The organism is Marinilabilia salmonicolor (assembly GCF_003003035.1).
Taxonomy (GTDB): domain Bacteria; phylum Bacteroidota; class Bacteroidia; order Bacteroidales; family Marinilabiliaceae; genus Marinilabilia; species Marinilabilia salmonicolor_A.
In genome coordinates this window covers 77,447-102,062 of the sequence record NZ_PVTS01000018.1, presented here as the reverse complement: position 1 = coordinate 102,062, position 24,616 = coordinate 77,447, and the positions used below count along the sequence as shown (strand labels likewise).

The window sequence follows — 24,616 nt, the reverse complement described above, 5'->3', positions numbered from 1 at the left end:
AGGTGACAACATCAAAAAAACAGACGATTCTCATTATTTGACAGTTCTCTCACATGAATTATATCAGCATTTTAACACACCCGGGTGCATGAACAGCCCAATCTTTTATTTAATTTTGCAGCAAAAGAGATCATTGTGATATATCCGGATACATTTGAACAAAAACTTTATTTCAATAAGATAAGAGCCTTCATAACAGAGGGCTGCCTGAGTGAGATGGGACGCGAACGTGCCGAAAAAATGACTTTCTCAAATCATTATGAGAATGTCACCAACTGGCTGAAGCAAACCCATGAAATGATGCATATCTCAGATGACGGTCGCGAAATGCCGGCCGGCAACTTCTTTGACGTTCGTAAACCACTGAAAAAACTGAGAGTGGAAGGGCTTTTTCTGGAAGTCAGCGAACTTTTTGATTTACGCAGGGCACTGGGTAGTGTAAGGGAAATTCTGCGATTCATCGAGTCGAAAGAAAAAGAGGAATTCCCTGCGCTTTACAATCTTGCCGAACCGGTAATGATCTACCCCGCCGTGCTGGACAAAATCGACACCATCATTAATAAACAAGGAGAGGTAAGAGACAATGCATCCCCGGAATTACAACGCATCCGCAGGGAAATCAAAAGTAAGCAGGGCAGTATATCGGGTAAAATGTCTGCCATACTAAAAAGGGCTCAGCAAGAAGGCATTGTGGATCCGGACGCCACCATCTCCATCCGCGATGGTCGTGCTGTCATCCCTGTTCTATCAGCCAATAAACGTAAAATCTCAGGAATCGTACAGGATGAATCGGCCACCGGTAAAACCTCTTACATCGAACCCACCGAAATTGTCGAAATTAACAACGAAATAAGAGAACTCAACTACGCCGAACGCCGTGAGTTGGTTAAAATTCTTTCTGAACTATCGGTTTTTCTCCGTCCCTACATGGAAGAGATGTTATATGCCTTCAGATTTCTGGGTATTATCGATTTTATCAGGGCTAAAGCAATGTTCGCCAGAAGGATAGACGGAACAGTTCCCAAAGTTCACCAAAAAACTGCCTTTTTATGGGAAAAGGCCATGCACCCACTCCTCTATCTTCAAAACAAGGCGGCAGAAAAACCGGTGATACCACTGGACATTGAACTAAATGAAGAACAACGTATTCTGCTTATATCCGGCCCCAATGCCGGAGGTAAGTCTGTATGTCTTCAAACAGTAGGATTACTTCAATATATGCTTCAGTGCGGCCTGCCTGTTCCGGTAAGTGAAAACTCCCAGATGGGATTCTTTAACAGCATTTTCATGGATATCGGAGACGAACAATCTATTGAAAATGACCTGAGTACCTACAGTTCCCACTTGCTGAATATGAAAAACTTCATCCGCCACTGTGATGAAAAATCACTTCTGCTTATTGATGAGTTTGGAACAGGAACTGAGCCCATGCTGGGAGGTGCCATCGCTGAAGCGGTACTGGAACAGCTCAACAATCAACAGGTTTACGGAGTCATTACCACCCATTACACCAACCTGAAACATTTTGCATCGGAAAATTCCGGCATCATCAATGGGGCCATGCTTTTTGACACCCATCTTATTCAGCCACTCTTTAAACTGGAAATGGGACAGCCGGGAAGCTCATTTGCCTTTGAAATTGCCAGAAAAACCGGGCTGCCGGAAAACATTCTGGAAAAAGCAAAAAACCGCCTGGGGGAAGAACACATCAATTTTGACAAGCATCTGCGTGAGATCATCCGTGACAAAAGATATTGGGAAAAGAAGCGACAGTCTGTTCGTGATCGGGACAAACAACTGGAAAGCATTACCTCCAGATATGAACACGATCTGGAAAAACTGAAAACCGAACGAAACAAAATATTGGAGGCTGCAAAGAAAGAGGCCAACGAAATACTTGCATCCGCCAACCGGGAGATTGAGAAAACCATCAGGGAAATCCGGGAAGCACAGGCTGAGAAAGAAAAAACAAAATCGCTTCGCAAAAACCTGAACGATTTTAAAGAGCAGGTAGAACAAACCGGCATTGATGAAGAACTGCAAAGGAAGCTGGACAAGAAAATTAAGAAAATCAAGGATCGGCAGTCAGGAAAGAAAAAAAGTAAAGAGACAGGCACCGAAACCTCATTGAAAAAAGAGTCTCCCGAAAAAAAAGCTGAACCCAACAAACCATTTGAACCGGGTGATGCAGTGCTTTTGGAAGGACAAAGTGTACCCGGACAAATCATTGAAGTCAATGGGAAGGATGCAGTGGTGGCCTTTGGGCAACTGATTACCACCATCAAAATCGTCAGGTTAAAACGCATCAGTAAAAACGATTATAAAAAATCACTCCGGCAAAGCGCAACACGCAGCAATTCCACTTACTCCGATCGTCTGAGAGACAAAAAACTGTCGTTCAGCCCGGACATAGATGTTCGTGGAATGCGTGCAGAGGAAGCCGTGACGAAAGTCCTGAATCATCTGGACGAGGCCTTACTTTGTAGTGCCGAAACAGTTAAAATTCTCCATGGAAAAGGAAACGGAATATTGCGGGAATTAATTCGTCAACATATTGCAACCTTGCCATTTGTTTCCCGTTATTATGATGAACATGTTCAATACGGCGGAAGCGGAATTACCATTGTGGAAATTTCATAGTTTGCTTGCAATCAGCCTGCATAATTTGGCTTTATCGACCATTTTTTTAACCCTGAATTGACAATTCATGTATCAACAGATCGTTAGATATTCAGAGGTTAGAGGTTAGAGGCTGGAACAATTGTATAACATTGACATTCTGAATTTCATCAAAAACATCCACTTAATTACAAAGACTTAATTTACAATACTTTAAAAAACTTAACAGACTATTGAAATATATAAGATAGGTTAAAAACCACTATTGTCCGGAGAAACTATTCCTTTTAAAAGGAGATTGTTTCGCTTTGCACGCAATGACGCTGTTCAAAAGGCTTATAGCAAAGCCCCGTCATTGCGAGTGCCTACCCCAAAAAAGTTTGGGGAATAATGTGTAAATGACAGAATTGGCTCGTCCCTGAAAGGGGCAAATTTTAATAACCCCGGGTCGATAACCCGGGGTAAGGCTGAACGATTGGAATCAGGTCCCCGAATGGGGGCCAACAATTACAACCTTGACTTTCCGGTTGTTGTAAAAATCTGTCATTGGTAACGTAGTGAAGCAATCTCAAATTTTAAACCAGACACCAATGTTTAAAAACAAAATTCTTTTTGTATCTTAACTTTTCAAGACCCAATTACTTTAGACCAAGAATTTATGTCTCTATTCCCAGGCAACTCTTTAAGAAAACCACTTTTTTTAAGGCTTTTGTGGTTCATATTGCTATTGTTTGTGCTCAAAACAGTGCAGGGAAATAATGTATCTGCCCCATCAATCTACTTCGACAATCTATCACGACAGCAAGGGCTAGTCCAATCCAACATACGGGTAATAACTCCTGATGATAAAGGCTATGTATGGATGGGATCTTCCGGAGGACTATATAAATGGGATGGTCTTATGATTTCCATTTATCAGAACGACAAGAAGGACAGTCTCTCTTTGAGCAATAACAACATAAGCGCGTTGCAACCAGCTTCCGATGGTTCCGGATTATGGATTGGCACTGTTTTCGGAGGTCTCAATTTTTTCGATTTCAACACTGCCGAATTTCACTCCTGGCTTCCGACCATATCTGACAATGACGGACAAAGATTCCTGAACAACATTGTCAGCATCAGTGAAATAAACGACTCTCTCCTACTACTTGGAACCAGCCTCCAGGGTCTGTTAAAAGTTCATCTCGACAAGAATAGAGAACCTAATGCATTTGAACGCATCACAACTACAGAAGGAGAAATGAACTTCACTGCTTTTGGCTTCCAAAAAGTGGGTAACCTCATCTATGCCGGTACGACAAGAGGGCTTTTTATTTTCGATGAAAAAGGCGCACTGCTAAAGCGAATTCAATCATTCGAAAGCGGTCCTATCACAGAAGAGTGGGTAAAAGACATTGTTCAACTATCTTCTGGAAAGATCATACTTGCCACTCACAACCGATTATGGAAATGGGATGAAAAAAAGATGACATACTCCCTCTTATCTCAGGATATGATTATTGAGCAAATAACCAGTATCACTGCAGATCACCAGGACAATATCTGGATAGGAACCGTGAATAGCGGAATCTTTAAAACCAATTCAACTGGGAAAGACATCCGGAATTACACCGCATCCGAGAAAGACGGTGCTTTGATAAACAACCAGGTTAATGATCTGGAATTTTACGGACATCAACCAATATTGCTGGCAGGGACACCCTCCGGATTATCAACCATCGATTTTCAAAAGCATATTTTCACAGGTTATGATATTCGTAAGTTGTCAGATGCACAGAATACTTCGGTGTTTTTCCTGATGAAAGATTCAAAGCATCGCACCTGGTTCTGGACCCTCGATGGTCTTTTCAGACAAAAAGGACCGAATCAGCAATTTGAAAAATTGCTGGACACCGACCATGGCAGGAAGCAAAACATTGTCATGGAAGGAGTTGAGATCAACGGAAAAATATTCCTGGCCTCCTCCGGCGGATTGCTTGAATCAAATTTAAACAATAATCATTTTACCTGGCACACCTTTTCCCATGATTCCGTTCCCCGGAATCGCTTAAACAATTTCAGCAGCATGGCAGTCACCCCCGACAACAGAATCTGGTTGACATCCCAGGCCGGAGTTGTAACTTTCAATCCCACAAACGGCACAAAATCTGTCTTCCCATTTCCGTTAGAAACCTGGGACACAGAGTTCGTGCACGTCACCGATATGGTTTTCACACACCAAAATACAAGGTGTTGGATTGGCACAAGAAATGAATTCCTCATCCACTTTGACACCGAAACCAAAGAATTCCGGAAAGTTCCGGCCATTTTGGAGAGTTCCCAAAACCGCCAGTACTCACGTGGGAACTATGTTCTTTCCATGACTGCCCAAAATGACACCTCTATTTGGCTGGCAACTTTCGGCAGTGGTCTTTTGCACCTCAACACACAAACCCTGAGCCTCAGTGACGAATATGCCAACCATACCCTTTCTACCAACACCTATGCGGTCTGTGCAGACAACCAAAACAACCTGTGGGTCTCCACCGACTACGGCATTACGCGGTTGAATATTCAAACAAAAAGCCTCCAGGAATTTGGCTTGGATGAAGGCACTTTTTGTCAGGAATTTAACGAACGGGCCGTTCACGTAACCCCCGAAGGAGAAATAATGATGGGGGGCATCAACGGATTTGTAGAGTTTGACCCGGAAAATATCAAACTAAATGAATATGTTCCTCCGGTATTTATTTCCAGTTATTTTACCGGTATTCCCAACAGTTCGATTGGAGGACAAAGCGCCATTGATATTGAAGAAATTACTTCCGAAACCATTAAAATCCCGCATGGGAGAGACAATCTTTCCATTGGAGTCTCGGTTCTGAATTTTAGTCACCCAGAGAAAAACCTGATAAAATGGAAGCTGGAAGGATTTGACTCCGAGTGGTCTGAAGCCCCGGCAGCACACATCATCTCTTACGCCAACCTTCCTCCGGGAAAGTACCAGTTAAAAGTTAAGGGAGCAAATAACCACAATGTATGGAATGAAGAGGGAGACACGCTCCAAATCATTGTCAGCGCTCCGTTTTATTACCAACCCTGGTTTGCATGGGCTTTCGGGCTGTTTGTTTTTCTTCTCATCCTGGGCATCTTTCTGATGCGCATGCAATTACTCAAACGGCAGAAAATAGTATTGGCCGGACTTGTACGTGAAAAAACCCGCAACCTCCAGAAAGCAGTTCAGGAACTCAGAGAAAGTCAGCGAAAAGTAATGCAGCAAAACCAGGAACTGGAGCTACACAGACACGACTTAAAAGAACTGGTGGCCAGCCGAACTGCCGATTTAGAGAAAGCAAAAATTAAAGCGGAGGAATCGGATCGGTTGAAGACAGCTTTTCTTGCCAACCTGTCCCATGAAATCAGAACTCCGATGAATGCCATCGTGGGTTTTTCAACGCTGCTCAACAACATGGAGCTTTCCGACAATGACAAAGCTGAGTTTCTTACTCTGATTCAACAATCGGGTGAAAACTTATTGGCATTAATCAATGACATCATAGACATCAGCAGAATAGAAACGGGTCAAATGAGTTTTCACCCAAAATTTGTGAAGCTTGGCCCTTTCCTGAGCAGCATAATGAAAACCCTGGAGTTTCAGCCTCGAAAAAGTCAGGATTTGGAACTCATTCTCGACATTCCGGAGTCCTTAAAGGAAGTATCAGTCTTTACGGATGAGCATCGGCTCCGACAGGTTATTTCAAACCTCATGGGCAATGCATTAAAATTCACCTCCGAAGGTTTCATTAAACTTTCTGTGGGCAAATTTAGCGGAAAAGACCTCACCTCTTTCATCCCAAATCTGGAAGTGGAAGATCCCCCGCACCGGGTTTTGATTTTTATCGTCGAAGACACAGGCATCGGCATAACCTCGGAGGAGCAGCAAAACATCTTCCAGCCATTTCGCAAAGCAGAAAACAACACCGAGTCTCTGTATGGAGGAATGGGATTGGGGCTTAGCATTGTTAAGAGCATCCTGCCTGCTCTTGGGGGCGACATAACGTTACGTTCCTATCCGGGCCAGGGGACCACGTTTTATTTTTACATCCCCTATAACACACGGGGATAAAAAACTGTTTCACAATCGCTTTTTACGGTTTTGGAGGTTATACAAAACCAGTGATAAACCGATGAAAAGCATTCCGGATATTTGCAAAACAGAGGGTACCTCATCAGGGATAATCAGCCAGCTAAAGAAAGCTCCGAAAACAGGGATAATAAATTTCCAGATATTCAGATCAGAGACTTTTACACCCGGCCGGTTCAGGAGGGTGAACCACAAAGAAAAAGCTGCTGCAGATAAAAAACTCAACCAGAAGAGTGAGGCATAGTATGGCCATTCAAACGCAAAACCCCGGAAGGGTTGCTCTACCAGTAAAGAAACTCCAAAAAGTGCGGCCCCGCCCATAATTAATTGAACAGAGCTCAGCCCCACGGGCGAAATATTCAAATCACTCTGTTTACTGACCAAAACATTGCCGTAGCCGGAAGCAATATTGGCCAGAACCAGCATGCCTATACCTGCCAATTGGCCAAACAGCGTATTGCCGGAGAAACTCAACCCCTTTTCGAGCGCCACCAGAACAATTCCGACAATTCCAATGGCTATGGTTCTGAACTTCCGCATGGTCAACAGATCGTTCTTCATGGTAACATGAGCCACCAGAGCCGTAAATAGCGGTTGCGAGCCGATAATAATGGCAGTTGTAGCTCCTTCAACCAGGTTTATACCCTGATAAAAAAGCGTGTACAACACAAAGGTTTGAAAGAAAGCAATCTTCAAAAATACCGGAAAGTGCGTCTTAAGGTCTTTCCATAATCTTTTCCACGATGCCACCAGCGGCAAAATCATAAGGCCCGAAAGGAAAAAACGGGTTCCCGCAAACTGCATAGGTGTCGTATATTCCAGTCCTATTTTGATCCCCACAAATGCAGTGGACCATAGCAGACAGGCCAGAATGGCCAGAAAAGTGGTACTCTTTAATTTTGAGATCATTCGCTTTATTTGTTTTGGAACTTTTTTTGCCCTAAATCGTTTACAAAGGTATATATTTGATGCTTTTTATAAGGTTTCATAAAAGATCTGTTCTTCAACAAATAGTGGGAATGATTTTTCAAACAGCTAAGAATCAAAAGAACATGGGGGCGATTTTTACCGGCAAAAAAACTTTCTTTTTAACACCAATACTGATAATTCTTCAATTATTCTTTATGTCCTTTGGCGCCCTGGCTGTCGGGGCGTTTCCCTATCCGCAGGAAATAAGGCAACCGGATGGATCGGTGCTTACAATCCGGCAGCACGGCGATGAATGGTACAACTGGACAACCACAACAGACGGTTTTCGCATTGTCAGAAACAAAAAAGGCATCTTTGAATATGCAACGCAACTAAAATCGGGTGAAATTGCAGCCTCCGGTATTAAAGCCTCCAATCCGGATAAAAGAGCCACAACTGAAATAAATTTTCTCTCCGGTACCCCCAGAAACATAGGTGTTTCACGGGAAAACTATTTAAAAAAGAGATCCTCCAAATACTCCGGAGCGTTAAAAAGCTCCATAATGAGCACCTACTTCCCTACCACCGGAAGCCCCAATCTTTTATTGATACTGGTAAACTTTGCTGACACTTCCCCCTCCTATCTGCAATCTTCTTTCGATGATTTCATGAACCTCCCGGGATACAATGGTACCGGAAGTTTTAAAGATTATTACGAGGAAGTCAGCGGGGGTAATCTGAGTATCACCACCACTGTAACCGATTGGGTTACGGTCCCCGGAAGCCATGATTATTACGGCCCGGAAGCAAAATGGAGTGAGTTTGCCCTGCATGCCATAAAAGCAGCCTCAGAGCAGGGGATTGATTTTTCACAGTTCGACAATGACGGCGACGGTGTTGTGGAAGGAATAGCTATCATCCATCAGGGACCCGGGCAGGAAGTGACCGGCAACGAAAATGATATCTGGTCACACTCATACTCTTTCTCTTCAGCAGGAATAGGAACAACCGAACGGACATTGAACGGAGTCGTTGTAGATCAATACACCGTACAACCCGAACTCAGATCTCCGGATGGTCAAATGAACACCATCGGTGTAATGTGCCATGAATTCGGACACAACCTGGGACTCCCGGATTTTTACGACATCAATGAAGACACCGACGGTCAGCACGACGGAACCGGTCGCTGGGACATAATGGCAGGTGGTACCTATAACGGTTTCCCCTACGGAGCCTCACCGGCCCACCACAATCCCTTTTCAAAAGCCGATCTGGACTGGGTAGATGTAACAGTCATTGAATCCCCCCAATCCGTCTCTCTGGAACCAGTCATCTCCTCCAGGCAGGTGCTGCGGGTCAACAGTCCGGTGGAAAATGAATATCTGCTCATTGAAAATCGTCGAAAAACAGGCTTTGATTCACACCTCTATTCAGAAGGGATGCTGGTTTATCATGCTGATGGCAACCTGATTGCTGACAGAAGATACTCAAACACCATCAATATAGACCACCATCAGGGGTTTTATCCCATTGCGGCCAATCATATCATCAATGATGCCTCCTGTCCTTTCCCGGGAACAGCCAATGTTACGGAGCTCACAGACACCAGCGATCCGGCCATGACTACGTGGAGCGGTGAAGGATTCAACCGGAGCATCACGGGAATTACACAAGTCAGCGAAACCATACATTTTGATTTCATGTCTTTCCAGGATGGTTCTCCACTTACCTTTTCAGCAGTAGGGACAGATGACAAAAGCATTTCTCTGAGCTGGACTCCGGGAATACAGGACAATTCTGAGCTACCTGTTTTGCTGGCATGGAACACATCCGACACATTTGGAGTGCCCGTGAATGGCACCACATACAACCCGGACGATGCCATAGAAGGAGGAGGAACTGTTCTTTATTATGGCAACTCGGTTCAGGAATTCATCCATGATAACCTGAATGCCTCCTCAGAATACCATTATGCCATCTGGAGCGACAAGGGCACTACCTATTCTCAAAGCCTGAGGAGCAGTGCCACCACTAAATCGGCCCCTGTTTCAACATTTCCCTGGCAGGACGATTTCGAAGCCGGACTTCAAAACTGGAGACAGGAATTTATTTCCGGAACCAACAGTTGGGACTTTACCACACTTTACGTCTCAGAAATGGCTGTACCGGCATACTCGGGAAGTGCATATACATCTTTTTTTCAGAAGACTTCCATCCCCAAAACAACCCGTCTCATATCCCCGGTTCTCAATCTGGAATCGGGAGAAAAATACACTTTGAAGTTCAGACACCTGCAACCCTTATGGGCACCCGATCAGGACGAACTAAGGGTTTTAATCCGACCATTGAGCACCGGAGTTTGGGAAGAACTGGTTCACTACACCGATGACATTGGGGAGTGGACAGCCCGTGCTCTGGAACTTCCCTATTCAGAACCATGTGAAATAGCTTTTGAAGGCATCTCCAATTACGGATACGGAATTGGTCTCGACATGGTGGAAGTGATGAACAGTACAGCTTGTCAGGCAAAGCCCGATATTGCCCCTGCGAACATAGCGACATCCAATATCACCAAAATTTCGGCCGACCTCTCATGGACCCGCGGAAATGGTGATGCCCTGATGATCCTTGCACGCAAAGATGCCAACATTGTTGATTTACCAGCCAACGGAACCACTTATACTGCCAACGCAGAGTTTGGAGCAGGTGACAACATCGGAAACAACACTTACGTCCTTTACAACGGACCGGGAAATCAGATCTCGCTTTCAGGTCTGGAGCACACCACAGACTATTACCTTCAGTTTTATGAATACAACGAAAGTAATTTGTGTTATCAGCTCAATCCTGCAACTTACATACTATCCACAGAAGATGTCTTTTACGACATTACCTTTGAGGTACATGATGAAGCAACCAACCCTCTGTCGGATGCCGGTGTAATATTTGAAGGAGATACCATTCTCACAGATGCAACCGGTAAAATTACCCGGCAGGTAAAACACCATGAGAAATTCACACACGTGGATGTAAGTGCAGATGGGTTTTACGGAAAATCAGCCCGGTTTATTCCTTCTTCCTCACAAACAATTACACTGGAATTGTCGCCCTTCACACCATTGGCCCCAACATCTCTGACAGCAACTGTTGACTATAAAACCGTCAATTTACAATGGGAACCTGTCATTAATGAAAACTTTGAAAATTATCAGAGTTTCTCCACCAGTATTACCGGATGGACTTTTGAAGACAGGGATCTGGCGCCCACCTATGGCATCTACACACTTACCTGGCCCAATGAGCAAAATCCCATGGCATATATGATACTGGATGTCTATGATGAGAATCTGCTGCAGATGGAGTACAACATCACTGCATGGTCGGGCAGCAAAGTACTGGCCGCATTTGCCGCACAAGGTACACAAAGCGATGACTGGCTGATATCTCCTCCGTTTAAAGTTAAAGAGGGAGATTTCTTCTCTCTCGTTGCCAGAACACTGGCAAACGCCTCAGGTACTCAAACATGGGGCAATGAAGTTATTGAGATCAAAATCAGACTTGCCGGTGAATCCGCCTGGACATCTCTCTCCGGAACAGACTTTTCGGTACCGGTTTCCTGGACACGCTTTGAATACAGCCTTGCCGACTTCATCGGACAAACCGTTGAAATAGCAGTTCAAAACAAAGGAACGGATACATTCATACTACTCCTGGATGACATTATTGTAGGGCCCGAGCAGGGTGCATTGGATACAGACCCCACGCCTGTCTTCCCTGTATCACCAAAAATCAGCAAAACCCCCAGGGCAGATAGGGAAATAAGCAACAAAGAGCAAACAACCGCAAGAACACAAAAATCAAACACGGATCCCATTCCCATGTTCTATTCCGGAAACATTGAATACGCTGTTTACAGAGACCATGTTGAGATCGGGCATCGAACCGGATTTGCCAATATAAACTTTAGCGAGGTGCTGGATGGCCTCTCAGATTATGAATATAAGGTAAAAGCACTTTACCCATATACAGGCATGGAATCGGAGTTCTCGAACGTGGTATGGGCAGAAACAGGATATACCATCACATTTGAAGTAAAAGATGATACGGGAGTTGCTATTCAGGGAGCCAGTGTAAATTTCAATAACACAACAAAGACAACAGACGAAAACGGAAAGGTCGTCTTTACTAAAGTCCCCATAAGAACAGGAATGGAATACGTTATTTCAGCTCTGGAGTTCAATGATTATCAGGACACCGTAAATACCACATCCAACAGCACGATTAACGTAACAATGGCAGTAGCCAGTTCAAGTATTCAACAGGAATCATCAGAAAAGATTACCGTATTTCCAAATCCTGTAAAATCAAAGGCTACCATCCAACACCTTCCAAACACTGTTTTTAACATTTCACTTTTTGATCTAACGGGTACACAGGTCGAGCAAAAACAAATCCGTGGAGGTGAGCCGGCAGAATGGGACTTCTCAAACTATAAGGCGGGCATATACATGATGATACTTCAGTCCGAAACAGGAGCGGTTCAACGATTGAAGATCATCAAACAAAGAGAATAAAAAAAAGCCCTGCAGTTTTGCGGGGCTTTTTTTGAGCCAATGACGGGAGTTGAACCCGTGACCTCTTCCTTACCAAGGAAGCGCTCTACCACTGAGCTACATCGGCAACATCAATTATCAATTACTCTTTTTGAGCGAAAAACGGGACTCGAACCCGCGACCCCGACCTTGGCAAGGTCGTGCTCTACCAACTGAGCTATTTTCGCGTTATATCAATATTTGTTGTGATCTCCTGTCGGGCTTTCCCTGTCAGGCGGTGCAAAAGTATAAAAAAAATGTTTTCCGCAAAATGGATTTACCATTAAAATTTACTCAAAAAAGAAAAAAACCATTGCAAACGTTTTTGCAATGGTTTTTCATTTATGGAGAGCAGAAATAAATTTTATTTTTAAGTCACTGGATATCTAAGAATTACCTTCACACAGCCAGTTCTCAACGCTTCAAAAAAAAGGAAGCATCTTCAAAGACAGCGTTAAAAGCTTTTTCCACCTTCTCTTTAATGGAAAAATCATTCATTGGAAAGGGCATCTCATGCGAATATTTAAAATCAAAATCAGCTACAGCAACATTGGTGCACTGCCCTTTACAAAAAGTATTATATATGGCCTGTCCGGGAATTACCTTATCCAGAGAAAGCCCCAGTGCCTTAATCCTGTGGGCAAGCGACTTCAGCCTCCCTTCACGCTCCGTGCGCAGATAATTAAATGAGATCATAGACCTGAAAACATCAAAAACAGAGTTCCCAAAGGGTTTGAGCAAATCAAATAATTTACCGGAGGACTTTCGGCCCTCAAAATTCTTCACAAATTCGGACAATGATTCGTAAGCTTTATTGTCCAGGATGGTTTTGGAGCGTCCGTCCATCTGATCAAAGGTGGAACCACCACAAAAGAGAAATGCCTTACTGGAACAGAAAAGATTGTCAGGATTAGACATCAAAAGAATTTCAGTAACCAGGGCGCCGATGGAATAAGAAAAAAAGTCAACTTCCGTTCCTTTCGGGAACAACGGGTGGTTCCCGGACGAGATCTCCCGGGTAAGTTTCACCAAATCCTGAATGCTCTGCAGCCCTGATGAGATAAACACCTCGGGAGTTTTATCAAGCCTGTTGCTCAAAGCAACATTTGCAAATGAACTGTTTTGAATAGGACCAAAGAAGGTTTTACGTTGACGAACAAACTCACTCATCTGTCGTGGATAGGCCCAGGCTTCGGGAGAGCGATTCATGTGATTTGCCAAAGGAAACAAAATCACCGGGGCTCCCGTCCATTCTGCAAGTTTATAGGCCCAGGCAAGATATTTCCCCCACTTACGCTCGTTCAACCCGTGCAGAAGGACAATAGCATGAGCATCCTTCTTTTTCGTTACCGGCTCAAAAACAGCATACCTAAAGAAACGATTGCAACTGTTGCCGGACAAGAAATTCCCATAAGGAGAGACTCCGGATGATGCATCATCCGGAAAACCTTCATATTGCGATTCGAAAGGATAAGTATGAAACACCACCTTTTGATCCAATCTGCCAAACGTATGCCTGAGATCAAACTTACTTAATAGTGTTTCCTGCAATTCAAAAAGCAATTCCATAAATCAAAAGGTTGTTTTTTACAATCATTACCTGACTACAAATAAACATCAAAAAAGAACACATCCGCTCCCAATGTAGTCACCAACGGCAGTTTGGGATAACTGACAAAGGCGATGGGGTGAATGCATGACTTGTGGGATGAATGAAAAGGACCAGATTAAAAAAAGAAATCATTTTCCTAAAAAGAAAGGCTGGTAGAAAAAAGATCACTATTTTTGAATCATCAAAAAGGGCTAAAAAATTTTTCTGAACAAATCAAAAACGTGAATGCTTTTGCGAATACAAAAAAGAGATTCATGTAATCAATTTAAAAAATCTGACAAATATCATTAATTTAGCCCCCGTTTTGATAGAAAACAATTAAATATAAAACGGATGCAAAGGAGGCCAAAACTAATACCCGATTATTTTGTCACCAAAAAGAATACCATATTACAGGTATTGTTTGCAACCCTTTTTGCTTATATTTTCATCAATATATACCGCCCGTTTGGATCGGGAGAATGGTACAACATCAGCTCTGCCGAGTTTGTTTTTTATTCCGGGCTGCTGGTAATAGCCGGAATGCTGGTGGTTTTGCTGAGCAGGGTACTCCTGATGTTCCTGATAAAAAAGAAAAAGCCCGTTACCATTCGTTATTACATACTGATGATTGCCGGAGAAATACTTCTGATGGCTGCCATGTATGCTTTTCTGGAAAAGTTTACCATGCATGATCCGCGAAGTTTCGGTTTCCTCTTTTATCTGGCACTTCAGAACACCGCTCTTATACTATTGATTCCTTATGTGATTTCATTGCTGTTTTTTGCATGGAAAGAAAAAAGCATAACGCTTAACAATCTTTTAAATCAGGTCAGGCATTCCTCAAATTTCATCTCATTTCATGATGACAAAGGAATTCTGCGCATCTCATTAAAGCTTGAAGATTTACTTTATCTGGAGTCATCCGACAATTATGTGTCCATCAAGTATCTTCACAACAATCAACCTAAATCGGTTCTAATCCGCAATACGCTGAAGAATATTGAAAAGAAATTCGAAAACTCTACCCTGCTCAGATGTCATCGTTCCTACATTGTTAACACAAAAAGGGTGAGCATGGTCAAGAAAGAGGGCACAGCTATGAGGCTTTTAATTGAAAGCCCCAACAGTGAAAAAATACCGGTCTCAAGAGGATACCAAACCCTGGTAAAAGATTTTTTTGATCAAAAACACAAATAACCTGAAACCTGAAAACAAATGTACAAAGTAGTAATTGTTGATGATGAACCCGGTGCATTAGCCGTTTTAACCAAAATGATAAATGATTATTTCAATTTTGAAGTCATCGGAAAATTTTCCTGTGCTGAGAACCTGGTCGATGAAATAGCCCTGTTAAGACCCGATGTCCTTTTTTTGGACATTCATCTTGGTACGAAATCAGGGGTGGATATCGCCAAAAAACTTTACAAAAACCGCTGCTCTACCCAGATTGTTTTTGTTTCAGCCTATGATCAATATGCACTGAAAGCATTTGAATACAACATTATTGATTACATTTTAAAACCGGTAAGTCCTGATCGATTGCAGAAATGCATCGAAAAAATTGAAAAAACTTTCTCATCACGGGGTACAGAACAACCATTACCGGAAAACAACACCCCCCAAAAGGAGCATCAACTTATACGATTTAATACCCAGTCGGGCTTTCTGCTGGTAAATCCAAAAGATATCGTCTTTTTAGAAGCAGACCACGTTTATACAAAGATTGTGATGGAAAAAGAGAGTGACCATTACGTGGCTCAAAACATCGGTAAAATCCTGTCCACCATCAATTCAAACGACTTTCTAAGAATCTCACGCTCACATGTTATTAATACTTCCTTTTTAAGAGAAGTCAACCGTACTCAAAAAAAATGCATCATGTTTAACGGTAACAAGGAAGTTGGATTAAACATCTCAAAGTCGGGAATGAAAATACTGGATGAGTATTTTGGTTGAAATTCGTTCGTTGGTCCAAACCTGCCATTCAGAAAACAAAACATATCATTCAGAAAACCACTGACTTTTCGCTTTTTTTCCTCAAAATAATCGCTCATCTTTGACTCCTGTAATGCAAGAACCCAGCCCTTGAATCCGGACGACCGGCTCATTTCTTTTCTTTCAAAATCCCAATGGGGATAATGGGGAACATGGTCTTAAAGGGAAAGCAGTCATGGTTGTCCGGATTTTCTATTAAAAGGGTCTTGCAGAGTACAACAAATGAGCATAAATGATTTAAAAGGTAATCTGCTTACCTGAAAATATAAATGGATTTGCTTCACTGCAAGCCCAACCCTAAAAAAACCGGGTAGTCTTTTGTTTCTTTCTTCTATGTATGTAATGGGGTATAAACATCTTAGCACTAACAAAAGCTGCCCGGTTTTTCTTTTTCCCTCTTCTCTTCCGGTTCAAAAACCAGAGTTCGTAAAAAAGCGAACATTTTCTCTCTGTCATTGCTTACCTTTGCAGTTCAATAAATCAATAAGAAAGGTATGGCAGACACGCATGAAACCGGATATAACTTTCAGCCGCTAAAAGGGTATGAGCATTTTGAGGCCACCACGCAAATAATTCTAAAAGAAATAATGGCCCGAAACATCCCCTTTGAGGTTCTGGACGACAAGAATAACCTGATAGCAGTCACCTACAACAATAAAGAATACATCATTCATGAGGGCACAATCTCAGATGCCAACAGCCTTATTGCCTATTGGATTTCCAATGATAAATGGATGACCAAACAGTTTCTTAGAAGAAAGGGCATCAGTCACGCCAAAGGTCTATTGCTACACTCCCAATCCGAAGCAGCAAGAATTACAAACCTGAACTATCCGTTAGTTGTAAAACCAATGGATACTGATCATGGAATTGCAGTAAGCACCAATCTTGGCACACTGGAAGAGGTAAATACAGCGGTGAAAGATGCCTTCAGATTCTCAAAAAAAGTAATCGTAGAAGAGTATCACCCCGGTCAGGAATACAGATTTCTGGTCATTGACAACCAGTTACGTGCCATTGCTTTCAGGGAACCGGCCAATATCACCGGAAACGGAACAGAATCCATTGAAGAACTGATAGAAGCAAAAAACAAAAATCGCGGAGATGATTACACCCATCCGCTTCTAAAAATAAAGCCGGATGGAGAGATATTGCGCCACTTGAAGAAACAGGACTTATCGTTACATTCCATCCCTGAAAAAGGGCAAAAAATATTTTTAAGAAAAAACTCCAACCTCAGCACAGGAGGAGACAGTATCGATGTCACTGATGAGATGCCCAGCTACTACAAAGAAGTGGCAGTAGAAGCAGCGCAGGCTGCAGGGCTCAAAATTGCAGGCATCGACATCATCATAAAAAACCTGCAGGAAACCCCATCCCCACAAAATTATATTGTTGTGGAACTCAATGCACCGGCCATGCTCTCCATGCACGATTTTCCTTACATTGGCAAAAACCGCGAGGTTGAGAAGTATGTGCTGGATGCCATTTTAAATTCCAAATAAAGCATTAACGAATGGCAACAAAGAAAGAGATACCTATTTTGAAAAAACAGCAACTCATAGATTATTTGGCCGCAGGAAATAAAGAGCCGAAAGATTGGGGGATTGGAACCGAACATGAAAAGTTTCTATACCAGAAAGACAATCTTCAAAGGCTCGGCCACAGCACAAAACCGGGAATAAGCCAGGTGATGGAGCTTATGGCCAAAGAGGGCTGGACCACCATCCGGGAAGACGACAAAATTATTGGACTTGAAAAGGACGGAGCCTCTATTACCATTGAGCCCGGCGGCCAGTTTGAGTTATCAGGCAAAAATTTTCACAACATCCATCAAACCTATGGTGAGACCCGCAAACACTTCGAAGATCTGAGCAAAATCTGCAAAGAAACCGGGGCTGTAACCCTGGCCCTGGGATTTGACCCACTATGCAGGCGCGAAGAGATGCAATGGATGCCCAAAGAGCGTTACCGGATTATGAAAGCTTACATGCCCACCAAAGGCAGATTGGGACTTGACATGATGACGCGAACGGCCACCATTCAGGTTAACCTCGATTATCAAAACGAGCAGGACATGATCCGAAAGATGAGAATTGGCCAGGCGTTGCAGAGCACCGCAACGGCTCTGTTTGCCAACTCCCCGTTTACAGAAGGACGCCCCAACGGATATTTAAGTTACCGCGCTCAGGTATGGGAAGATACCGATCCGGATCGATGTGGTTTTCTGCCATTTATTTTTGATCAGAGTTTTGGTTTTGAGCGATGGGTGGACTATTTGCTGGATGTTCCCATGTATTTCATCCTCAGAGATGGTCAGTACATTGACAGCGAAAAAATGACCTTTCGAGATTTCATGGCCGGAAAACACCGGCTCACCCCAACTATGGAAGATTGGGAAACTCATATTTCCACCGTTTTTCCGGATATCAGATTGAAGAGATTCATCGAAATGCGGGGTGCCGATGCCAGTTGTGTTTCACACATTGCAGCTCTTTCAGCCTTTTGGGTGGGACTTCTTTACGATGCGGACGCACTGAATGAAAGTTATGAGATCATCAGCAAATGGGATATAGACACCCTCCGTGAAATGAGAGACAAAGTTCCGGAACTCGGCCTGAAAGCATCAGCAAAAAACCTAAAAATCAGAGATATTGCACTTCAGATGCTGAAAATATCAGAGGAAGGACTTTCCCGCCGGTCTAAAAAACTGGGTATCGAAAATGAGAGCCGATACCTTACTCCCATCATGGAAATTGCGGAGTCGGGGACTACACAGGCAGAAAGACATCTGCAAAAATACAGAACTGAATGGGATGGTGACTTAAGTCGCCTGATGCAATGCTGGCCACAAGCGGAGCCCATGCAGGAGAAGTAAGCCGGTTATTGCCAAAAATCAATAATTACCATCGTATGCGCTCGAAATTATTATTTCTGATTAAATATATGCACCGTTTCAGATGGTGGTACACCGGAGGATTTATTTTCCTGGGACTCACCATATGGACGTCGGTGACCATTCCCGAATTCATCCAAAAAAGCATTGACATCATCTCTAATGGAGAGCCTTCAAATCGGGACAGTTTCTACAACTACGTACTGATTATTCTGGGCCTTGCATTGGTTTTAATACTGGTACGCACCCTTTCCAGAATTCTGTTTTTCGTTCCCGGACGATTGATTGAGAAACAACTAAAAGGAGAGATGTTCAGGAAACTCTCCTCGTTCGGCAAAGATTATTATGACCAAAACAGCACCGGCTCCATCATTTCACGCATCAATAATGACATCAACGGAGTGCGGATGATTACCGGCTTTGGGTTACTGCAAACGGGTAATATTATCTTTTCCTTATCGCTAACTCCCTATAAAATGTGGAATCTCTCACCCGCTCTTACACTTTATTGTGTGATTCCAATGGTGATAGTTTTTATCATTGTACGTGTGGGCATGGTAATAATGGTAAAAAACACCCACAAACGGATGGATGCCCTGCAAAAACTATCGGGCAAAACCATCTCCTTTTTGTCCGGTAACGGTGTCATAAAAAGTTACAACATCCATCGTTGGGCAGAAGATAAGGTTGAAAAAGAGAACGTGTCGTTGTTCAAATACACCATGCGTATTACCTGGATAAGAGCCTTCATACTTCCATTGCTGGGTAATCTGGAGCAAATTTTAAAAATAGTGGTCCTTTTTGCCGGGGGCTTATATGTCATCCAGGGCAAATTTACCATTGGCCAGCTCACCGAATTCATTGCCTACTCGGCACTTCTCACACAACCTATCATGGGGCTGGGATGGGTTCTCACAGTTTTTCAGCAGGGCTTTGTGGGAATTTCGAGTCTTCAGACCATTATGGACCGAAAAGGCACAGACGATGACAAAAAACCATTACCTGTGCAGCACCAAAAAAACCTGTTTAAGAATAGCATCACACTCAAAAACCTCACTTACACCTATCACAACGGAGACCATCCCACCTTGCGAGACATCTCATTCACCATAAAACCGGGACAGGTGGTAGGCATAACCGGAAAAGTAGGAGCAGGAAAAACCACACTTATCAATTTAATCAATGGATACCTGCGCCCCGAACCCGGTCAGCTCTTCTTTGATGATAAAGATGCAAACAAGCTGCATGCAGAAGACATCCGTTCGGTGGCCAAAACAGTTACACAGGAAGTTTTTCTATTTTCTGACAGCATCAAAAACAATGTCACTTTTGGGGCACAAAAGGCCGAACATACCAATATCTTTAATGATGTCATATTCAAAAGTGCCTTTTCGGATGAACTGGCACGTTTTCCAAAACAGGAAGAAACACTCGTTGGAGAAAAGGGCATCATGCTCTCGGGGGGGCAGAAACAGCGCATCAGCCTTGCCCGATCTCTTTATACTCCCAGCAAACTGCTTATTCTCGATGATGTATTCTCGGCGGTGGATACTGATACAGAACGTTTTTTGATCAAACAGATCTTTGAACAGCATCCGGCAGAGAGCTTGCTGGTGGTATCCAACCGAACCAGCGTATTAGAAAAAACAGACTTCACCATTGTACTGGACGAGGGACAAATTGAAGCCATCGGAACACATGAAGAGCTGATCAAAACATCGGCATTCTATCGGGATACCTGGCAGTTGCAGAAATAAAGGATTGAGGAATGAGGGTTGAGGAGTGAGAGTTAAGGATTGAGAAAAATAGAAAATTGAACTATGGCCAAAATATTAACAAATAAAGACTGGAGCCTGATCAAAAGATTCGGACGCTATTTTGTTCCACATAAAAAATGGCTCATCGTCAGCTTGTCATCCATTCCTGTCACCACCACCGCAAGTATTTTATTTTTATGGCTGGTTGAGCGAATCATCGACGATTACATTGTTCCCGGAGACGTCACAGGCCTAAAAACTTATGCTTTGTTCCTTGCGGGAGTTTTGTTGCTAAATCTTTTATTTGACGGGGTGTACAGTTACACCTTTTCCAAGGCAGGCGGACTGGCCATTGTGGATATGCGTCGTGAATTATTTGGCAAAGCCATCCGGTTTCCTATGAGGTATTACGACAAACACCCCATCGGGGTAACCCTCAGCCGCCTTACCAGCGACATGGAATCCATCAGTGAATCTTTTGCCGCAGGAATTCTTGGACTTTTATCCGAAAGCATAAAAACCACCGCCCTGGTAGGTTACCTGTTTTATCTCAACTGGCGCTTAACGCTGGTTTTACTGATAGTAGTACCACTCATAGTTCTGGTAATGCGATATCTGCGCAGAAAAATAAGAGCCGCCTACGATGAATCGCGAACAAGCCTCGCCAAATCGGCAGCTTATCTTCAGGAATCACTGAATGGTATGAAAACCATCCAGCTCTACAACGCAGAAGATGAGGCATGGAACAAATACAACAATCTTAACCAAACCTACTGCAATGCCCAGAATCGCTCCAATGTGTACGATTCGGCGTTGTATTCCATTGTAGAAGGCATTACCTCGGTGGCCACAGCTTTAGTGCTGTTTTACGGTGCCATTCAGGTATGGGATTATGGTTATACCATGGGAGTGCTGGTGGTTTTCATCACCACCCTGGGGCGACTGTTCATCCCGGTGCGTCAGTTTGCACAGCAAATATCCACCATCCAGAGGGCCCTGTCCGCTTTGGATCACATCAGTCATCTTTTCGAGCAGGAAACAGAAGAAGTTGAAAATGAAACCAAAAAAGAAGGATCTTCCGAACTCAGGGAAATCCGCTTTGAAAATGTTTCATTCCGTTATTCCGAAGATGCTCCCGATGTTTTAAAAAATATCTCATTTACCCTCCGGAAAGGTGACCGGATTGCACTGGTGGGCACCACCGGATCAGGAAAATCAACCATAATCCGCCTGCTTACCAAAACTTATACCGGATACAGAGGCTCCATCCAAATAAATGGACGGGAACTGAGAGATATCCCTTTGGCAGAAATCAGAAATATGATGGCACTGATGCAACAGGACATTTTTATGTTCAACGATTCCATCCGTTTCAACATAGCTCTGGGAAGAGAATACCTTACCGAAGAAGACATCCAAAAGGCAGCTTCATTTGTTTATGCCGATCATTTTATCAATCAGTTGCCCGGCAAAATGGAGTATGTCATTCAGGACAACGGCGACAACCTTTCCAAAGGTCAGGGGCAGCTCATCTCTTTTGCCCGTGCCATCAGTGGAAACAATGAACTGATTATTCTGGATGAGGCAACCAGCGCAGTGGACTCTCTTACTGAGAATTACATCCAGAAGGCAATCGAGAATATTTTCTCCTCACGCACGGTGATTGCTGTGGCACACCGCCTAAGCACCATCAAACACAGTGATCAGATTCTTGTGCTGGAACAAGGCCGGATCATTGAACGTGGCAACCACGATGAGCTTGTCAGTCAGGGAGGAAAATATGCCGGTCTGGTCAAAACATGGGAGGAGAAAAATACAGACTCTTCTTTATCAGAATAGATTCCCTTCAATTTTTTTTTATGGATAATTCCACTATATTGTAACCAGAAAACCAAAATAATAATTACGATGGCAGACAATTTAGAAAAAATTGAGCTTGAGTACATTCTCAACACCTCGCCGGCAATACTTTTCAACCGGCTGGCCACCCCAAGTGGTCTTTCAGAGTGGTTTGCCGACAATGTAAATGTAAAAGGGAAAATTTTTACATTTATATGGGAAGGAAGTGAACAACAAGCCGAACAAACCCTGCGCAAAGAAAACAAAATGGTCAGATATCAGTGGTTGGATGAAGGGATGGAAGAGATCTGGTTTGAATTCGACATCAATGTGGACGAACTAACCGGAGATGTGGCACTGATTATTACCGACAACGTGGAACCCGGAGACAAAGAAGACACCATCGAACTTTGGGATCAACAGATAGATGTATTAAAACACGGGTTGGGTTCTTCCTAACCTGTTCTTCAAGGTTTTTCCGCAATCTCAGTGAATAGAGGAGTTGTATTCAAATAATATACAAAGCAGGCTGTAAAATACTACTTGTTTCATTAACTTTGCATTCAAAATGTGGTACATATTTTGAATGCTTTTTTTTGCTTTCACCTTTCCGACCGTAGGAAGTTATCCATACCAAGCCCATTGCAAAAATTAAAAAAGCACACAATTAATACAGATGAAGAAAGTCCACCTGTTTATTCTCAAAAGTTATCTCGGCCCGTTGCTGATGACCTTTTTTATCTCCATGTTCATCCTGGTCATGCAGTTTCTGTGGCGCTATGTTGATGATTTGGTGGGAAAAGGACTGGAATGGCATGTATTATCAGAGCTGTTGTTTTACGCCTCTCTCCAGGTGGTTCCCATGGCACTTCCGCTGGCCATACTGCTGGCCTCCTTAATGACTTTCGGGAATCTTGGGGAAAACTATGAGCTGACCGCACTCAAATCTGCAGGAATATCTCTGCAAAGAATAATGTTGCCGCTGATTATCCTTACGGTTCTCACCTCTTTTGGAGCCTATAAATTTTCAAACAATGTTCTTCCGGTTGCTAACCTGAAGCTGGTATCCATTCTTCACGGAATCAAGGAAACACGTCTGGAACTGGACATCAAAGAAAACGTATTCTATCAGGGTGTCGATGATTTCAGCATTAAGGTAAAGAAAAAAGACCCTTCCAAAAACATGCTTTACGATGTGATGATCTATGATCATCGCGACCGTTACGCCCGTAACAGCAATGTTACCCTTGCCGACTCAGGAAAACTGCTCATGTCGGACGATAAAAAATTTCTAAAACTGATTCTCTATAACGGAGTGCGCTACGATGAAAAGGTAGGACTTGAAAAAAACAGCCGAAACAAGCAGGACCATCTATTCAGAACCGATAATTTTGATACCCAGACAGCCATTATTCCATTGAAGGGCTTCGATTTCTCCAAAACAGACGAAAACCTTTTCAAGCATAGTGACCGCATGAAAACCCTGGAACAGATCAATCACGATCTGGATTCCATAAACGGGGAAAAAGATAAATTTGTAAATAATCTGGAATCACGTTCCCGATCATTCTATTTCTCTAAAATCAGACATAGAACCCGAAAAACCTCAACCAATCCTGATAATAATCGAGATTTCTCGGAAATAGACTCCACCAAAGCAATAAATATTGACAGTGTATTTCAACAATTGAGCAACAGTCGGAAACAAATGGTCTATGATATGACATTGCGTCAGGCCAGAAATACGAAAAGCACCATCGATGAGCGAATGAAATTCATCGAACGTCAGGACATCAACCTGAGAAGACACCAAATGGAAATGCACAGGAAATTCACTTTACCCTTTGCCTGTCTGATATTTTTCTTTATCGGAGCCCCTCTTGGAGCCATCATTCGCAAAGGGGGACTCGGAATGCCGGTGGTTATCTCAGTACTCTTTTTTGTAGCTTACTACATCATCGACACCATGGGAGCCAAGCTTGCCCGTGAAGGCATATGGCTGGTTTATCAGGGTATGTGGCTTTCATCCGCAGTTTTACTGCCGCTGGGAGTATTTCTGACTTACAAATCAGCCACCGATTCTGCCATCATGAATTCTGACGCCTATGTCATCTTCTTCCAGAAATTCCTGGCCCGGTTTAAGCGAAAAAAGAAATGGAAATAGTTCCGGAATAAAAATATCTCTTAGCGTTTTTTACACTTCATTATCTGGTTTAAATGACATCCGGCATTGTGGCTGACAATTATTTGTGTAATTTTGTAATCTTTAAATGACAATTTTTTCAAAGC

General features: G+C 43.1%; 13 protein-coding genes and 2 tRNA genes. 11 read left to right on the top strand and 4 right to left on the bottom strand.

The window, feature by feature from the left end:
- Positions 1–135 precede the first annotated feature (135 nt).
- Complete coding sequence (locus BY457_RS15855) at positions 136–2,640, top strand: endonuclease MutS2 (RefSeq protein ID WP_106154322.1); 2,505 nt, start codon at positions 136–138, stop codon at positions 2,638–2,640.
- A 724-nt stretch (positions 2,641–3,364) separates the two neighbouring features.
- Positions 3,365–6,724 (top strand): sensor histidine kinase, encoded by a 3,360-nt coding sequence (locus BY457_RS15850; protein ID WP_258176770.1) that lies wholly within the window; start codon positions 3,365–3,367, stop codon positions 6,722–6,724.
- A gap of 9 nt (positions 6,725–6,733) precedes the next feature.
- Here BY457_RS15850 and BY457_RS15845 read toward each other — a convergent pair whose 3' ends face one another.
- Positions 6,734–7,651 carry a DMT family transporter gene (locus BY457_RS15845; protein WP_106154303.1) on the bottom strand — a complete coding sequence of 306 codons (918 nt, stop codon included), beginning with the start codon at positions 7,649–7,651 and terminating at the stop codon, positions 6,734–6,736.
- Between the two features lie 110 nt (positions 7,652–7,761).
- Between BY457_RS15845 and BY457_RS15840 the strand changes: the two genes are divergently transcribed.
- Positions 7,762–12,228: a M6 family metalloprotease domain-containing protein gene (locus tag BY457_RS15840; protein ID WP_258176769.1), complete on the top strand. Its 4,467-nt coding sequence runs from the start codon at positions 7,762–7,764 to the stop codon at positions 12,226–12,228.
- Positions 12,229–12,262: 34 nt separating this feature from the next.
- Here the strand turns inward: BY457_RS15840 and BY457_RS15835 are convergent.
- From BY457_RS15835 to BY457_RS15825, 3 genes are all read right to left on the bottom strand, one after another.
- Positions 12,263–12,334: transfer RNA gene (locus BY457_RS15835), tRNA-Thr, on the bottom strand.
- Between the two features lie 27 nt (positions 12,335–12,361).
- A tRNA-Gly gene (locus BY457_RS15830) sits at positions 12,362–12,434 on the bottom strand.
- A 226-nt stretch (positions 12,435–12,660) separates the two neighbouring features.
- Positions 12,661–13,815 (bottom strand): DUF6051 family protein, encoded by a 1,155-nt coding sequence (locus BY457_RS15825; protein WP_106154302.1) that lies wholly within the window; start codon positions 13,813–13,815, stop codon positions 12,661–12,663.
- Between the two features lie 376 nt (positions 13,816–14,191).
- On the opposite strand from BY457_RS15825, the gene BY457_RS15820 reads away from it, so the two are divergent.
- The 8 genes from BY457_RS15820 to BY457_RS15785 all read left to right on the top strand — a co-directional run bounded on the left by BY457_RS15820 (position 14,192) and on the right by BY457_RS15785 (position 24,491).
- On the top strand, positions 14,192–15,037 hold the full coding sequence (locus BY457_RS15820) for a LytR/AlgR family response regulator transcription factor (protein WP_106154301.1): 846 nt from the start codon (positions 14,192–14,194) through the stop codon (positions 15,035–15,037).
- A gap of 18 nt (positions 15,038–15,055) precedes the next feature.
- Positions 15,056–15,796: a LytR/AlgR family response regulator transcription factor gene (locus BY457_RS15815; protein WP_106154300.1), complete on the top strand. Its 741-nt coding sequence runs from the start codon at positions 15,056–15,058 to the stop codon at positions 15,794–15,796.
- A 533-nt stretch (positions 15,797–16,329) separates the two neighbouring features.
- Positions 16,330–17,340, top strand: a complete 1,011-nt coding sequence (locus tag BY457_RS15810; RefSeq protein WP_106154299.1) for a glutamate ligase — start codon at positions 16,330–16,332, stop codon at positions 17,338–17,340.
- A gap of 11 nt (positions 17,341–17,351) precedes the next feature.
- A complete protein-coding gene (locus BY457_RS15805) occupies positions 17,352–18,713 on the top strand; it encodes a glutamate--cysteine ligase (protein ID WP_106154298.1) in 1,362 nt (453 codons plus the stop codon).
- 68 nt (positions 18,714–18,781) lie between these two features.
- The gene (locus BY457_RS15800; RefSeq protein WP_258176768.1) at positions 18,782–20,488 is read left to right on the top strand and encodes an ABC transporter ATP-binding protein; all 1,707 of its coding nucleotides are present in this window, start codon (positions 18,782–18,784) and stop codon (positions 20,486–20,488) included.
- A 63-nt stretch (positions 20,489–20,551) separates the two neighbouring features.
- Entirely contained in the window at positions 20,552–22,327 is a 1,776-nt protein-coding gene (locus tag BY457_RS15795) for an ABC transporter ATP-binding protein (RefSeq protein WP_106154296.1), read from the top strand.
- A gap of 69 nt (positions 22,328–22,396) precedes the next feature.
- On the top strand, positions 22,397–22,786 hold the full coding sequence (locus BY457_RS15790; protein WP_106154295.1) for an START-like domain-containing protein: 390 nt from the start codon (positions 22,397–22,399) through the stop codon (positions 22,784–22,786).
- Positions 22,787–23,003: 217 nt separating this feature from the next.
- Complete coding sequence (locus tag BY457_RS15785; RefSeq protein WP_106154294.1) at positions 23,004–24,491, top strand: LptF/LptG family permease; 1,488 nt, start codon at positions 23,004–23,006, stop codon at positions 24,489–24,491.
- Positions 24,492–24,616 lie beyond the last annotated feature (125 nt).

Coding starts and splice junctions, on each gene's coding strand:
- BY457_RS15845 (WP_106154303.1), bottom strand. CDS start 7,651: ATGATCTCAAAATTAAAGAGTACCACTTTTCTGGCCATTCTGGCCTGT.
- BY457_RS15840 (WP_258176769.1), top strand. CDS start 7,762: ATGATTTTTCAAACAGCTAAGAATCAAAAGAACATGGGGGCGATTTTT.
- BY457_RS15825 (WP_106154302.1), bottom strand. CDS start 13,815: ATGGAATTGCTTTTTGAATTGCAGGAAACACTATTAAGTAAGTTTGAT.
- BY457_RS15820 (WP_106154301.1), top strand. CDS start 14,192: ATGCAAAGGAGGCCAAAACTAATACCCGATTATTTTGTCACCAAAAAG.
- BY457_RS15815 (WP_106154300.1), top strand. CDS start 15,056: ATGTACAAAGTAGTAATTGTTGATGATGAACCCGGTGCATTAGCCGTT.
- BY457_RS15810 (WP_106154299.1), top strand. CDS start 16,330: ATGGCAGACACGCATGAAACCGGATATAACTTTCAGCCGCTAAAAGGG.
- BY457_RS15805 (WP_106154298.1), top strand. CDS start 17,352: ATGGCAACAAAGAAAGAGATACCTATTTTGAAAAAACAGCAACTCATA.
- BY457_RS15800 (WP_258176768.1), top strand. CDS start 18,782: ATGCACCGTTTCAGATGGTGGTACACCGGAGGATTTATTTTCCTGGGA.
- BY457_RS15795 (WP_106154296.1), top strand. CDS start 20,552: ATGGCCAAAATATTAACAAATAAAGACTGGAGCCTGATCAAAAGATTC.
- BY457_RS15790 (WP_106154295.1), top strand. CDS start 22,397: ATGGCAGACAATTTAGAAAAAATTGAGCTTGAGTACATTCTCAACACC.
- BY457_RS15785 (WP_106154294.1), top strand. CDS start 23,004: ATGAAGAAAGTCCACCTGTTTATTCTCAAAAGTTATCTCGGCCCGTTG.